This is a genomic window from Asticcacaulis sp. SL142, assembly GCF_026625745.1.
Classification (GTDB): Bacteria; Pseudomonadota; Alphaproteobacteria; order Caulobacterales; family Caulobacteraceae; genus Asticcacaulis.
Genome location: NZ_CP113061.1, coordinates 2,823,135 through 2,835,118, shown reverse-complemented (window position 1 = coordinate 2,835,118; position 11,984 = coordinate 2,823,135). Strand labels below are relative to the sequence as shown.

General features: G+C 56.8%; 13 protein-coding genes. 8 read left to right on the top strand and 5 right to left on the bottom strand.

Translation table 11 applies throughout. From position 1 onward, the window contains the following. Nucleotides 1-50: 50 nt before the first annotated feature. Together OVA03_RS12920 and OVA03_RS12915 are read right to left on the bottom strand one after the other, a co-directional pair. Nucleotides 51-824: a PAS domain-containing protein gene (locus tag OVA03_RS12920; RefSeq protein ID WP_267525240.1), complete on the bottom strand. Its 774-nt coding sequence runs from the start codon at nt 822-824 to the stop codon at nt 51-53. Nucleotides 825-925: 101 nt separating this feature from the next. Next, nucleotides 926-2,566 carry a M28 family metallopeptidase gene (locus tag OVA03_RS12915; RefSeq protein WP_267525238.1) on the bottom strand — a complete coding sequence of 547 codons (1,641 nt, stop codon included), beginning with the start codon at nt 2,564-2,566 and terminating at the stop codon, nt 926-928. A 188-nt stretch (nt 2,567-2,754) separates the two neighbouring features. Here OVA03_RS12915 and OVA03_RS12910 point away from each other — a divergent pair, with 188 nt between their 5' ends. After that, entirely contained in the window at nt 2,755-2,955 is a 201-nt protein-coding gene (locus OVA03_RS12910) for a hypothetical protein (protein ID WP_267525236.1), read from the top strand. Between the two features lie 32 nt (nt 2,956-2,987). On the opposite strand, the gene OVA03_RS12905 is transcribed toward OVA03_RS12910, so the two are convergent. Together OVA03_RS12905 and OVA03_RS12900 are read right to left on the bottom strand one after the other, a co-directional pair. Further along, a complete protein-coding gene (locus tag OVA03_RS12905; RefSeq protein ID WP_267525234.1) occupies nt 2,988-3,233 on the bottom strand; it encodes a hypothetical protein in 246 nt (81 codons plus the stop codon). A 32-nt stretch (nt 3,234-3,265) separates the two neighbouring features. Further along, nucleotides 3,266-3,454: a hypothetical protein gene (locus tag OVA03_RS12900; protein WP_267525232.1), complete on the bottom strand. Its 189-nt coding sequence runs from the start codon at nt 3,452-3,454 to the stop codon at nt 3,266-3,268. Between the two features lie 307 nt (nt 3,455-3,761). Between OVA03_RS12900 and OVA03_RS12895 the strand changes: the two genes are divergently transcribed. After that, nucleotides 3,762-3,992, top strand: a complete 231-nt coding sequence (locus tag OVA03_RS12895; protein ID WP_267525230.1) for a hypothetical protein — start codon at nt 3,762-3,764, stop codon at nt 3,990-3,992. A 24-nt stretch (nt 3,993-4,016) separates the two neighbouring features. Further along, nucleotides 4,017-4,475, top strand: coding sequence for a CBS domain-containing protein (locus OVA03_RS12890; RefSeq protein ID WP_267525228.1), 459 nt, complete (start codon nt 4,017-4,019; stop codon nt 4,473-4,475). Here the strand turns inward: OVA03_RS12890 and ilvD are convergent, their stop codons facing one another. Further along, a complete protein-coding gene (ilvD, locus tag OVA03_RS12885; RefSeq protein ID WP_267525226.1) occupies nt 4,476-6,341 on the bottom strand; it encodes a dihydroxy-acid dehydratase in 1,866 nt (621 codons plus the stop codon). It lies immediately after the preceding gene. Nucleotides 6,342-6,975: 634 nt separating this feature from the next. Here ilvD and OVA03_RS12880 point away from each other — a divergent pair. The 5 genes from OVA03_RS12880 to OVA03_RS12860 all read left to right on the top strand — a co-directional run bounded on the left by OVA03_RS12880 (nt 6,976) and on the right by OVA03_RS12860 (nt 11,926). After that, a complete protein-coding gene (locus tag OVA03_RS12880; protein WP_267525223.1) occupies nt 6,976-7,557 on the top strand; it encodes a dihydroxy-acid dehydratase in 582 nt (193 codons plus the stop codon). Nucleotides 7,558-7,670: 113 nt separating this feature from the next. Further along, nucleotides 7,671-8,672 carry a ketol-acid reductoisomerase gene (gene ilvC, locus OVA03_RS12875; RefSeq protein ID WP_189484582.1) on the top strand — a complete coding sequence of 334 codons (1,002 nt, stop codon included), beginning with the start codon at nt 7,671-7,673 and terminating at the stop codon, nt 8,670-8,672. A 202-nt stretch (nt 8,673-8,874) separates the two neighbouring features. Further along, nucleotides 8,875-10,563: an acetolactate synthase 2 catalytic subunit gene (gene ilvG / locus OVA03_RS12870; RefSeq protein ID WP_267525220.1), complete on the top strand. Its 1,689-nt coding sequence runs from the start codon at nt 8,875-8,877 to the stop codon at nt 10,561-10,563. After that, nucleotides 10,541-10,807 (top strand): ACT domain-containing protein, encoded by a 267-nt coding sequence (locus OVA03_RS12865; protein ID WP_267525217.1) that lies wholly within the window; start codon nt 10,541-10,543, stop codon nt 10,805-10,807. Before ilvG ends, OVA03_RS12865 begins: the two co-directional genes overlap by 23 nt. A 189-nt stretch (nt 10,808-10,996) precedes the next feature. Beyond that, the gene (locus OVA03_RS12860) at nt 10,997-11,926 is read left to right on the top strand and encodes a branched-chain amino acid transaminase (RefSeq protein WP_189484585.1); all 930 of its coding nucleotides are present in this window, start codon (nt 10,997-10,999) and stop codon (nt 11,924-11,926) included. Nucleotides 11,927-11,984: the final 58 nt, after the last annotated feature.

Here is an 11,984-nt window from a genome sequence, read left to right as displayed (position 1 = left end):
TTGGCCCCTCCAGTAATTTTTATTATGTTTTTCGACTAATTCGCATCTGATTAGGCGGCGTCCCTGAGGCTGTCCATATCGCTGCGCGCGATCGGGGTGGCATAAAGCACAACCTTAGCCACCCCACCCGCATCATCCAGCACCGGATTATAACTCGCAGAAAGCGCGATGTGACGGCCATCCTTACCGTACCGGACACATTCACCGTGGCGAGCCTGCCCTTTGGCCAGTCCGTCCCAAAAGTCCGAATATTCGCTGCTTAAGCCCCGGTCATATTCGCACAGCTTGCGATGGGGGCGGCCCAGCAACTCATTCAGGCTGTAGCCGGTAAGTTTGAGAAAGCTGTCATTAGCATAGAGGATTTGTCCGCGCGCGCAAAATTCGACCACGGCATGGGTATCCGACAGGGCTTTCAGCAGGTTACGGCTGGCCAGTTCCTTTTGCTTGATGGCCGTAATATCGCACCCGGCCAGAATGACGCGCTCCATCTTGCCCATTGAGGCCCTGACCGGCAGCAGGCAGGCCTGCATCCAGCGGGCGCTGCCGTCTCTGGCTTGCAGTTTCAGCGTTTCCTGAAGGGTTTCACCTCCCGACACCCGGCGCCAGATATCTTCGGCGCGGCCATCAGCAACGGTCGCCAGATCGCAAATGACCGTATAGGGCTTGCCGCTCAGTTCATTGAGGCGATGACCCAATAGAGTGAGAAAGTCGGTATTAGCCGATACGATCGTGCCCTTGATGTCAAATTCCATCATAGGGATGGCATCGTAGAGCGCCTGGCCCAGAACCTGTTCGCGGGTCGAAAACAAGGAGGTTAACATCATACGCACACTCACCTGACATAGGGGTTGGTGTATGAAATTACGGTGGAAACCTGAATCGCGACCTAAAACCTATACTGAACCACAGGTTAACTACGATTAATCTATGGGCGCGCCGCCGCCGTTTTGTCGCGGGCGGCTTTGAACTCCGAGGTTTCGCGCCATTGCGGCCAGACAGTCGAGTTGGCCAGCTTAGCCCCTAACTGATAATAGAGCGCCACATCTTCCGCCAGACCCGACAGATCCCAATCCGCCGACCATTCGTCATTGGCCTGATGGTAGCGGTTTTTGCGGTAATCCTCATCAAAGGCGCGACCGGCGATCACGCCACCCTCGACCATATCCAGACCAGAGGCAGCATAAAGCACCGGCACACCGCGCTTGGCCAGCGGGAAGTGATCCGAGCGGAAGAAGTAGCCGGCTTCGGGCGTTTCATCAGGCGTCAGCACGCGATTCTGCCCCCCCGCCAGGGTTTTCAGATCGTCCTCCAGCGACGACTGGCCGGAACCGACCACTTCGACATTGCGTGTGCGGCCTGAGACATTGAGCGCATCCATATTGATGCCACCCACGGTCTTCGCCAGTGGATAGATCGGGTTAGAAGCGTAATATTCCGAGCCCAGTAAACCGCTTTCTTCGGCGGTGACCGCAATGAAGGCGACCGTACGGTCAGGGGTTTTACCCGACGCCTTAAAGGCGCGCGCCAGTTCGATCAGGGCCGCCACACCCGTGGCATTATCAACCGCGCCGTTAAAGATGGCATCGCCCTCAGCGTCCGGCGCACCAATCCCGATATGATCCCAATGCGCCATGTAAAAGACGGTCTCATCGGGGCGCTTGGCGCCTTTGAGCTGGCCGATGATATTGCGGCTGACCACCTCTTCGGCTGCGACCTTATAGCCGCCGGACAGGGTAATTCCGTCCAGCGGCACGGGCTTGAAATCCTTGGACCGGGCCGCGATTTTGAGCGCATTGAGATCAAGCCCCGCCGCCGCAAATATCTTAGTGGCCGCGTCGGCGCTAATCCACGCTTCCAGCTTGGGGCTAGTGGCCGAAGGGTCGGGGCGGACAATATCGAACTGCGCCACCGACCAGGAGTTTTTGACGGTATTCCAGCCGTAAGAGGCGGCGGCACTGTCGTGGATGATCATGACCCCGGCGGCCCCTTTGCGGGCGGCTTCCTCGAACTTATAGGTCCAGCGGCCGTAATAGGTCATGGCTTTGCCGTTAAAGGTCTGAGCGTCTGGTTGATAAAAATCGGGGTCATTGATCAGAACCACAATGATCTTGCCCTTGATATCAACGTCTTTGAAATCATCCCAACCGCGCTCTGGGGCCGTCACGCCATAACCGGCAAACACCAGCGGCGTGTCCTTAAAACTCACCGCCCCCAGAGCGCCGCGTGTCGAGGCCGTAATGTCTTCGCCCTGCACCAGCGGCATAGGCTGCCCCTTGAGGTTAAGGCTCAAAGTCGGATCACTGACCTGAAACTTGCGCAATTTTACGGTCTGCGTCCAGCCGCCATTTTCACCGCCCGGCGCAAGGCCTGCGTCCTTATAGGCCTTCGACACAAACGCGACGACCTTGTCTTCGGCAGGGGTGGCCACACCGCGACCGGCAAATGCGTCAGATGACAGCACCTTTACGTCCTCAGAAATGCGCGCACCGCTAATGACCGGCTCAGCCCCGGCGGCCGCGGCCAGCGCCATCAGGCTAACAGACAGGGTAAGGATTTGAGTGCGCATGGCAAAGGTTCCGGGACAATGACAACTGGTTTCAGTTGACGCTAAATCCTTAAGCCACAATGTCAAGGCTAAGCGCGCGCACCCATGCACTTACCTCTTTTTTGCGCACAAATTCATGACCTTACATATCAACCTTATCGGCGACGGCGCATGGTGAGGCAACCCTAACCTTTTTTCAGGTGCGCGCCATGCCCGACAATCCCAAACCCGCTGAACCGGTGATAACCCCTAAAACACAGCGCGATCATCGTGATCCATCGGGATTCAATGAGCCTGACTACCCAGATAATGCCGCCGACCAGATCATCCCGGACGATCTTGACCACAAGTCTGGAGATGAGGTTTCCGGATTTGATGAGCGTAAACCCTCAGACGTGCACAAATACTAAAAAAAACCGGCGGAATCTCTCCGCCGGTTTTTTTAATAGCTGCTGGGCGGGTCGCTGGCCGGAAAACTGTCTTCGACCATGTGATCCACCTGATCTTCACTCAGGTCATCACGCAGTTTCTTATCACCCTTCAGGCAGCGCCTATATTGATAAGGCCCGTGGAAAAAGCCGTCGTAAAACGATTTAAGAACCGGCCCCAAAACCGCCGTTGAAAAAATAAGCACCGGCAGGCTGAACATCGGGCCTGAAACGGGGCGAGCGTGAGCTACCTGTGTCATCTTTTTAGGTCTCCAATCGGGTAATCGGGGGGTTATTTATGACTTCGTCGATCCTGATCGAGCGTATTGGCATAGTCTTCGTCTTCACTGCGCTGATGACGGGCATTGCTGCGCGGATCATAGGACAGGACGTAGTCATTATCGCGGTCATCATAGGCCCTGCGGTTTGAGGCAGGGCGCGCATTTTTGGCCGAATGGCGAGGGAACGAAGGGTGCGGCATTTGAACGTCTCCGTTGAAATTCCAATCTTAAAGCCTAATGCATACGCCATAAGATTATTATGGCGCACATATGAGCTTAAGTAAAAATATAGCAAATAACGCCATCCATTTCACCGAAAATAAACAGCACGCAGCCGAAACAGCAACGATTTCATATTCAGAAAATCAAATTGTCGTCATTTACAAACCCAACGATTTAAAGACCGTGCTTTTTAATTTAAAATGATCTCTCAAATCCTGCATTTTTATGCGCACGATCTTAGTATTCGTCGCGAACCTGTTTAATTTCGTGTTGAGGAAACGCGCCATGCTTAAACGTCTGCTGACACTTCAGGCTACCGCCCTGCCCTATATGACCATGGCGCAGGCTCTGGCCCGCCCCTTAACTCAGGGGCCGCTGGCGCGCCGTCCGGTTATGCAAAGGGTGGCGCTGGGCGGCCTTATTGGCGCGGGCATGGCGCTTGCCGCCATTGCCTTGGGTCAGCGCCTGAAACGCGGGGCGCTCGATGCTCCGCATGACCCGACCCCGTTTATCTGAAACCCATATCCTATGGAGGTTATTATGCGCGTTAGAGACCTTATGAGCACCAGCTTCAAAATCATCGCTCCCGACACGACCCTGCGTCAGGCGGCTGAGATCATGCGTGACCATGATCTGGGCTATCTGCCGATCGGAGAAAACGACCGGCTGAAAGGTGCGGTGACCGATCGCGATATCGTCGTGCGCGGTATCGCCACCGGCATGAGTTGCGACGAAAGCGTCATGCGCGTCATGACCGACCACATCACCTACTGTTTTGAGGACGACACCATCCGCGAAGCTGCCGAAGTCATGAAGGCCGAGCAGATTCGCCGACTGGTCGTCCTCAATGAGCATAAGCGCGTCTGTGGCATCATCAGCCTGGGCGACATTGCTCGTGAGCATCACGACCGACACCTGACCGGCGATATCGAAACCGCCGTTGCCCAACCCGGCGGACACAGCCGCGCCTGGGATCCGTCCCTAAGCTTTATCCGCTGATCAACGCTTGAGCTGATTGAGATCACGCACGGCGCCGGTATCGGCGGAGGTGGTCAGCGCCGCGTAGGCTTGCAGGGCGGCTGAAACATAACGCTCACGGTTCTTGGGCGTAAAGGCGTCCTTGCCGCGGGCTTCTTCTTTGGCACGGCGGTGGGCCAGCTCTTCCATCGTGACGCGCAATTCAATGGTGCGGTTGGGGATATCGATGTCGATGATATCCCCCTCTTCGACCAGAGCAATCGCCCCGCCTTCGCCCGCTTCCGGGCTGACGTGGCCGATGCTCAGCCCCGACGTGCCGCCCGAAAACCGTCCGTCGGTCAAAAGCGCACACACCTTACCCATGCCCTTGGATTTGAGGTACGAGGTCGGGTACAGCATTTCCTGCATACCCGGCCCGCCCTTGGGGCCTTCGTAACGGATGACAACGACGTCGCCTTCCTTGATCTGGTTCTTCAGGATGGCGTCAACCGAGTCTTCCTGAGATTCAAACACGCGCGCCCGACCGGAGAATTTCCAGATGGACTCGTCGACACCCGCCGTTTTCACGATGCAGCCTTTTTCAGCGATATTGCCGTACAGCACCGCCAAGCCGCCGTCCTTGGTGAAGGCATGCTCGACCGAGCGGATGACGCCGCTTTCACGGTCTTTGTCCAGTTCGGGCCAGCGTTTTGACTGCGAAAAGGCCTGCGTGGTGCGCACCCCGCCGGGGGCGGCCTTGAAGAACTCTGACACCTCTTCGTCGTTGGTGACGCGGATATCCCAATAGGCCAGCGCATGGCCGAGCGTCGGCGAATGGACGGTCGGCAATTCCGTGTTCAGCAACCCGCCGCGGGCCAGCTCGCCCAGGATTGACATGATGCCGCCGGCACGATGGACATCTTCGATATGCACATCCGACGTAGCGGGGGCCACCTTACACAGGCACGGGGTAGAACGCGAAATCCGGTCGATATCGGCCATCTTGAAATTGACACCGGCCTCAGACGCCGCGGCCAAAAGGTGCAGAACCGTATTGGTTGAGCCACCCATAGCCACATCAAGGCGCATAGCGTTTTCAAACGCGGCATAGGAGGCGATTGAGCGCGGCAACACAGTCTCGTCATTACCCTCATAATAGCGCTTGGTGATATCTACGATCATCTGACCGACATTTTTAAACAGGCGCTCGCGGTCCGAATGGGTGGCCAGAACCGTACCGTTCCCGGGCAAAGACAGCCCCAGCGCTTCGGTCAGGCAGTTCATCGAATTGGCGGTAAACATGCCCGAACACGACCCGCAGGTTGGACAGGCGGCTTCTTCGACGGCCTTAACCTGCGCGTCGGAAATATTGTCATCAGCAGCCTGAACCATGGCATCAACCAAATCGAGCGCATGGGTCTTGGCCACCCCGTCCTTATCGGGCCACACGACCTTACCGGCCTCCATCGGCCCGCCGGAGACGAACACCGCCGGAATATTGAGACGCATGGCGGCCATCAGCATGCCCGGTGTGATCTTATCGCAGTTGGAGATGCAGACCATCGCATCGGCGCAGTGGGCATTGACCATATACTCAACACTATCGGCGATCAGATCGCGTGAGGGTAAAGAATAGAGCATCCCGCCGTGGCCCATGGCGATGCCGTCATCAACCGCGATGGTATTAAATTCCTTAGCGACACCGCCGGCTTTTTCGATCTCACGCGCCACCATCTGGCCTAAGTCTTTCAGGTGGACATGGCCCGGCACGAACTGGGTGAAGGAATTGACGACCGCGATAATCGGCTTGGTGAAATCGGAATCGGTCATGCCGGTCGCCCGCCATAGGGCGCGTGCGCCTGCCATGTTGCGGCCAAAGGTGGTAGTGCGGGAACGATAGGCAGGCATTATCTCATCCTTATCCGGAAAGTTGAGAACGGTTCACAAAAACTTAAAGCATTATAAGCCTTTTCAGGCTGGCATATAAGCCTAATGGCCAAGTTGGCAAGACTGATATATGATATGACGGCAAGACGCGGGGTATTGGCCCTTTTGCAGCGCGGAAAAGCCTTTCACAAACCCCGCCTCTCGTGCAAGTTTTGATATCAAAACCGGGGCATTTGGAAAATATTTTTCACAAATGGCTAATATTTAGAAAATTAATTCCAAATCGTCGCTTGATTGCCAATTTTCAGGAAAAAATTTTCCACTTTTTCCTTTGCTTTTTTAAAATCGATCAGGCATATAGTCATCCCAAGCCAAAGCTATGAATGCTGAGGCCAGATGGAGTTTACCTGTTGTGACGAAAGCTATAGCCATAGCGATAGACAAAACCGAGAGCCGTAAGGCGCTCGCGATGTCGTTTGTCAGCATGGTGTCCATTGTATCGCTACTAATCGTGGGCGTCGTACGCCCCATGATCGCGGAGTGGTGACCAAACGGTTTCAGACCAAATTAATGGCCTAAATCAGTCTCCCGCTCCGCCCCCGGAAGCGGGGATTTTTGTATCTAATCACCCTCGAAACCTTTGAAGAGCTGCACCATGAACGCGCAAATCAAGATGACCCCAACCGCCACTGAAGCGCCAGCCTTTATGGCCGCGCCGCTTGAGGCCGTGTCACCTGTAGTATCGTCGGGTTTCGCCATTCTTCATGGATCAATTGCGCCGGTTGGCGGCATTTTAAAACTGTCAGGCTTCGGTGAGCGCTTCGAAGGTCAGGCGCGTGTTTTCGAGGACGAAATGACGGCCATTGCCGCCATCCGCGCCGGTGAGATCGCCTCCGGCACTGCCATCATCATTCGCCACAAAACCGATCTGCGCGATATCGTGGACGCCATTGAGCACGCCGGCATCACCGGCATCGCCCTGATCAGTGACGGCCATATCGCAGGCTCCACCGCCCAGGCCATGATCGTTGGCAGCTGCGCCCCTGCAGCGCAGGCCGGTGGCAATATCGGTCGTTTGCGCGATGGTGACATGATCACCATCGATGCGACTTCGCGCCGCATCGACACCACGGCGGACTTGTCCGGCCGTAAATCCAGCTTCACAGCACCGGCCCGCGGCTATCAGGGCCATCCGGCGCTTGAAAAATATGCACGCGTTATGACCGCAGCCTCTTAACAGGCGCGGTCTTTTTCGTTTCGGGCATTTCTTTTTGGCTTTTCGTATTTATGGCTTTGCCGTAAACCCCTTCACCACTTACCCACGCTACACGAACTTTCAGGAGTACCTTCGTGAAAATCTATACTAATGACGACGTTTCCGCCGACAGCTTGAAAGGCGAGCGCGTCGCCATCGTCGGTTATGGCTCACAGGGCCGCGCCCACGCCCAGAACCTGCGCGATTCCGGCGTTGACGTGATCGTCGGCGTGCGCACCGGCGGCGCTGGCTATGAAAAGGCCAAGCACGACGGTCTGCCGACCGCAGAAATCAAGGACGCCGTTAAGGACGCGACCATCATCGCCATCCTGACGCCGGACATGAGCCATGCCGAAATCTACACCAACGACATCGCCCCTTACGCCGCTAAGGGCGCGTCGATCCTGTTTGCCCACGGCTTCTCGGTCCTGTATGGCCGCGTCGATGCCCGTGCCGACCTCGACGTCATTCTGGTAGCCCCGAAGGGTCCAGGCGACCTCGTGCGCCGCGAATATCAACGTGGACGCGGCGTGCCGTCGCTGTTTGCCGTTGACCGTGATGTAACCGGTAAGGCCGCTCAGCGCGCCCTGGGCTATGCCCGTGGCATCGGCGGTACCGTTGGCGGCGTCATCGAGACGACCTTCAAGGAAGAAACCGAAACCGATCTGTTTGGTGAGCAGGCCGTTCTGTGCGGCGGCACGACCGAGCTGGTCATGATGGGCTTTGAAACCCTGGTTGACGCAGGTTACCGTCCGGAAATCGCCTATTTCGAAGTTCTGCACGAACTGAAGCTGATCGTGGATCTGCTGTACGAAGGCGGCTTTGCCAAGATGCACTCGTTCGTGTCCGAGACCTGCAAGTACGGCGATCTGGTTTCCGGCCCGCGCATCATCAACGAAGAAACCCGTGAGCGTATGCAGGAAGTCCTCAACGACATTCAGTCCGGCGACTTTGCCCGCGACTGGATCCTTGAGAACATGGCTGGCCGTCCGCGCTACAACGCCCTGATGCGTCAGGATCTGGATCACCCGATCGAGCATACTGGCCGTGACCTGCGTTCGCGTATGTCTTGGTTGCAGGAAAAGAATAACGGCTAATAAAACTCACGGAAAAGTTTGAGGCTTTGCCTCAATACATTTTCCGTGGGCCATATCCTCTGATCCGGCTTCGCCTTGGCGAGGTCGGATACACAAAAAATGAAAATTTCTGAAGGGCCGTCCCAAGGAAATTTTCTCCGTATTGTTTACGTGAAAAACGTATTGGCGGCTTGCCCGCCAAACTTTTTTACGAGGGATCATCATGATAAACCAACCGACCGGAGCACAATTGGTAATTTCGACGCTGAGGGCTCTAGGCGTGGATATCCTGTTCGGCTATCCGGGCGGGGCCATCATGCCGATCTATGATGCGCTCGCAGGTTCCGGCCTCACCCATATTCTGGTGCGCCATGAGCAGGGCGCTGCCTTTGCCGCCGATGCCTATGCCCGCGCGACGGGTAAGGTCGGCGTCTGTATGGCCACCTCCGGCCCCGGTGCCACCAACCTCATCACCGGCATCGCCAATGCCTATATGGACTCGGTGCCGATGGTCTGCATCACCGGGCAGGTCGGCACGCATTTGCTGGGCACCGATGGCTTTCAGGAAGTCGATATTCTGGGCCTGACCTTGCCGATCGTGAAACACTCATGGCTGGTGCGCGATCCGGCGGAAATCCCCGCCATTCTGTCGCGCGCCTTTCAAATTGCTCAGGAAGGCCGTCCCGGCCCTGTTCTGGTCGATATCCCCAAGGATGTCGCAGCAAGCTTCGTCAAGGATGTCCCGACGACGGGTGCGTTCCCGTCCTGGCAGCCGCCGCAGCCCAATGACGCCGATATCAAGGCGGCTGAAAAGCTGATTGAGCAATCGCATAAGCCGCTGTTCTATATCGGCGGCGGGGTCGAAATGGCCTTTGCCGTGCCGCAACTGCGCGCCCTGATGGACCGCACCGGTATTCCGGTTGTCTCAACCCTCAAAGGCCTTGGCGCGATCCCAACCAATGATGACCTGTTTCTCGGTATGCTGGGGATGCACGGTACGCGCGCGGCCAATATTGCCGTTCAGGACGCCGATCTGCTGATCGTTCTGGGTGCGCGCTTTGATGACCGTGCCACCGGCAAGCTGTCGGCCTTTGCGCCCCATGCCAAGGTTATTCACGTCGATATCGACGCCGCCGAAATCAACAAACTGAGAGCGGCCCAGGTCGGTATTCTGGGCGACCTGAAAATCGTTCTGGATGGCCTTAAGCCTAAGATGCAGGACATCTCCCTGTGGGTCGCCAAGTGCAAGTCCGACAAAAAGAAACACGCCTTCCGCTATGACGCGCCGGGCACCGGCATCTATGCGCCGGCCCTTCTGAAACTGCTGTCGGAAAAGGCCGGTGATAAGTTCGTCGCCGCCTGTGACGTGGGTCAGCATCAGATGTGGGTCGCGCAACATTGTCAATTTTTGCAAAACCGCGCCCATCTGACATCGGGCGGCTCCGGCGCTATGGGCTACGGCCTACCCGCCGGTCTGGGCGCCAAGCTGGCCCTGCCGGATCACCATGTGGTCACGGTGTCCGGCGACGGCTCGTTCATGATGAACATTCAGGAAATGGCGACCTTGCGCCGTTACGGTATTCCGCTGAAGATCGTCCTGCTCGATAACTCGTCGCTGGGGCTGGTGCGTCAGTGGCAACGCCTGTTTTATGAGGAAAACTATTCGGAAATCGACCTCAGCGATAACCCTGACTTTGTGGTGGTGGCGCAGGCGTTTGGTCTTGATGCCTTCCGTATCACCAGCCGCGATGAGGTCGATGGTGCGCTGGATCGCCTGCTGGCGGCGGATAAGCCGACCTTGTTGCATATTTTGATTGATCCGCGCGAAAACGTCTGGCCGCTGGTGCCGCCGGGCGCGTCGAATGCGGAAATGATGGAGGAGCGTTGGGATGAGCCACTTGATTCATATTGAGATTGACGATCTCGACGGCACGCTCCTGCGGGTGTTGGGCCTGATTGAGCGGCGCGGCTTTTTCATCGATGCGATTGAAATGTATCAGATCGATGAAAAGACCCGTGGCTTAAGCGTTACCGCCCGCGCCAAGGAATCCCATCGCCGCATTGAAACCCTGCTCGCGCAGATCGACCGTTTGTATGGTCTGAAGCGCGTGGCAGAAGCGCGCAAGGCCGCCGCCGCTCAGAAACTGTCGGCCTGATTATGCGCGACTTGAAACCTATCGAAAGCGGGATTAAAGACGTTGCCATAGCAACCGGCTTTGAAATCGCGCCATCTTATCGGGGAACAGGTATACGGGGTCGTCGTCGCGACCCCGGTTCCGTAGGCAGTGGATTTTAAGCCTTTCACACTGCCTTTAAGTTAATTCTCCGAATACGGAATATTCCAAATGAATAAGAAACTCGCTGATACGATCTGGTTCAACGGCAAGCTGATCCCGTGGGAAGATGCCACCATCCACGTCATGACCCATGCCCTGCATTACGGCACCTCGGTTTTCGAAGGTGTGCGCGCCTATGACACGCCCAATGGCCCGGTCATTTTCCGCCTGCATGAACACTCGCAGCGTCTGATTGACTCGGCTCGGATTTATCATATCCAACTGCCCTATACGGTTGATCAGATCAACGATGCCTGCCGCGAGATCGTCCGCGCCAATAACCTCAAAAGCGCCTATCTGCGCCCAATCGCCTTTCTGGGTGAATGCGGCATGGGGGTCACGCCCAAGAAGGAAAATGTTTCGGTCGATGTCGCCATCGCCGCCTTTCCGTGGGGCGCTTATCTGGGCGAAGAGGGGCTGCTTAAGGGCGTTGATGTCTGCGTCTCATCGTGGAACCGCGCCGCCCCGAACACGATCCCGACTGGCGCCAAGGCCGGCGGCAACTATCTGTCGTCCTACCTGATCGGCTATGAAGCGCGTGAGCGTGGCTTTGCCGAAGGGCTGGGTCTCGGCCGCGACGGCCTGCTGTCCGAAGGGGCGGGTGAGAACCTGTTCCTGATCCAGAAGGGCAAGATCTTTACGCCGCCTCTGGCCGCGTCGATCTTAGGCGGCATCACCCGCGACACCGTGATCCAACTGGCCCGCGCCGAAGGCATCGAAGTCATCGAGCAGGTTCTGCCGCGTGAGATGCTTTATCTGGCCGACGAAGTGTTCATGACCGGTACCGCTGCCGAAGTCACCCCGATCCGTTCGGTTGACGGCATACCGACCCGCGTTGGCGGCCCCGGTGATGTGACTAAGCTGATCCAGAAGCGCTTCCACGGCCTGTTCACCGGTGAGACGGAAGATCGCTGGAACTGGTTAGCGCCGGTCAACTAACCACGCCTAAATGTTACGGGATGCAAGGGGCATTGCCCCTTGCACCTTTTATTATCAG

Excerpts from the sequence above, each read along its gene's own strand:
- OVA03_RS12880 (WP_267525223.1), top strand. The coding sequence starts at position 6,976 with ATGAACGCGCAAATCAAGATGACCCCAACCGCCACTGAAGCGCCAGCC.
- OVA03_RS12915 (WP_267525238.1), bottom strand. The coding sequence starts at position 2,566 with ATGCGCACTCAAATCCTTACCCTGTCTGTTAGCCTGATGGCGCTGGCC.
- ilvG (WP_267525220.1), top strand. The coding sequence starts at position 8,875 with ATGATAAACCAACCGACCGGAGCACAATTGGTAATTTCGACGCTGAGG.
- OVA03_RS12900 (WP_267525232.1), bottom strand. The coding sequence starts at position 3,454 with ATGCCGCACCCTTCGTTCCCTCGCCATTCGGCCAAAAATGCGCGCCCT.
- OVA03_RS12910 (WP_267525236.1), top strand. The coding sequence starts at position 2,755 with ATGCCCGACAATCCCAAACCCGCTGAACCGGTGATAACCCCTAAAACA.
- OVA03_RS12895 (WP_267525230.1), top strand. The coding sequence starts at position 3,762 with ATGCTTAAACGTCTGCTGACACTTCAGGCTACCGCCCTGCCCTATATG.
- OVA03_RS12860 (WP_189484585.1), top strand. The coding sequence starts at position 10,997 with ATGAATAAGAAACTCGCTGATACGATCTGGTTCAACGGCAAGCTGATC.
- OVA03_RS12890 (WP_267525228.1), top strand. The coding sequence starts at position 4,017 with ATGCGCGTTAGAGACCTTATGAGCACCAGCTTCAAAATCATCGCTCCC.
- OVA03_RS12905 (WP_267525234.1), bottom strand. The coding sequence starts at position 3,233 with ATGACACAGGTAGCTCACGCTCGCCCCGTTTCAGGCCCGATGTTCAGC.
- OVA03_RS12865 (WP_267525217.1), top strand. The coding sequence starts at position 10,541 with ATGAGCCACTTGATTCATATTGAGATTGACGATCTCGACGGCACGCTC.
- OVA03_RS12920 (WP_267525240.1), bottom strand. The coding sequence starts at position 824 with ATGATGTTAACCTCCTTGTTTTCGACCCGCGAACAGGTTCTGGGCCAG.
- ilvD (WP_267525226.1), bottom strand. The coding sequence starts at position 6,341 with ATGCCTGCCTATCGTTCCCGCACTACCACCTTTGGCCGCAACATGGCA.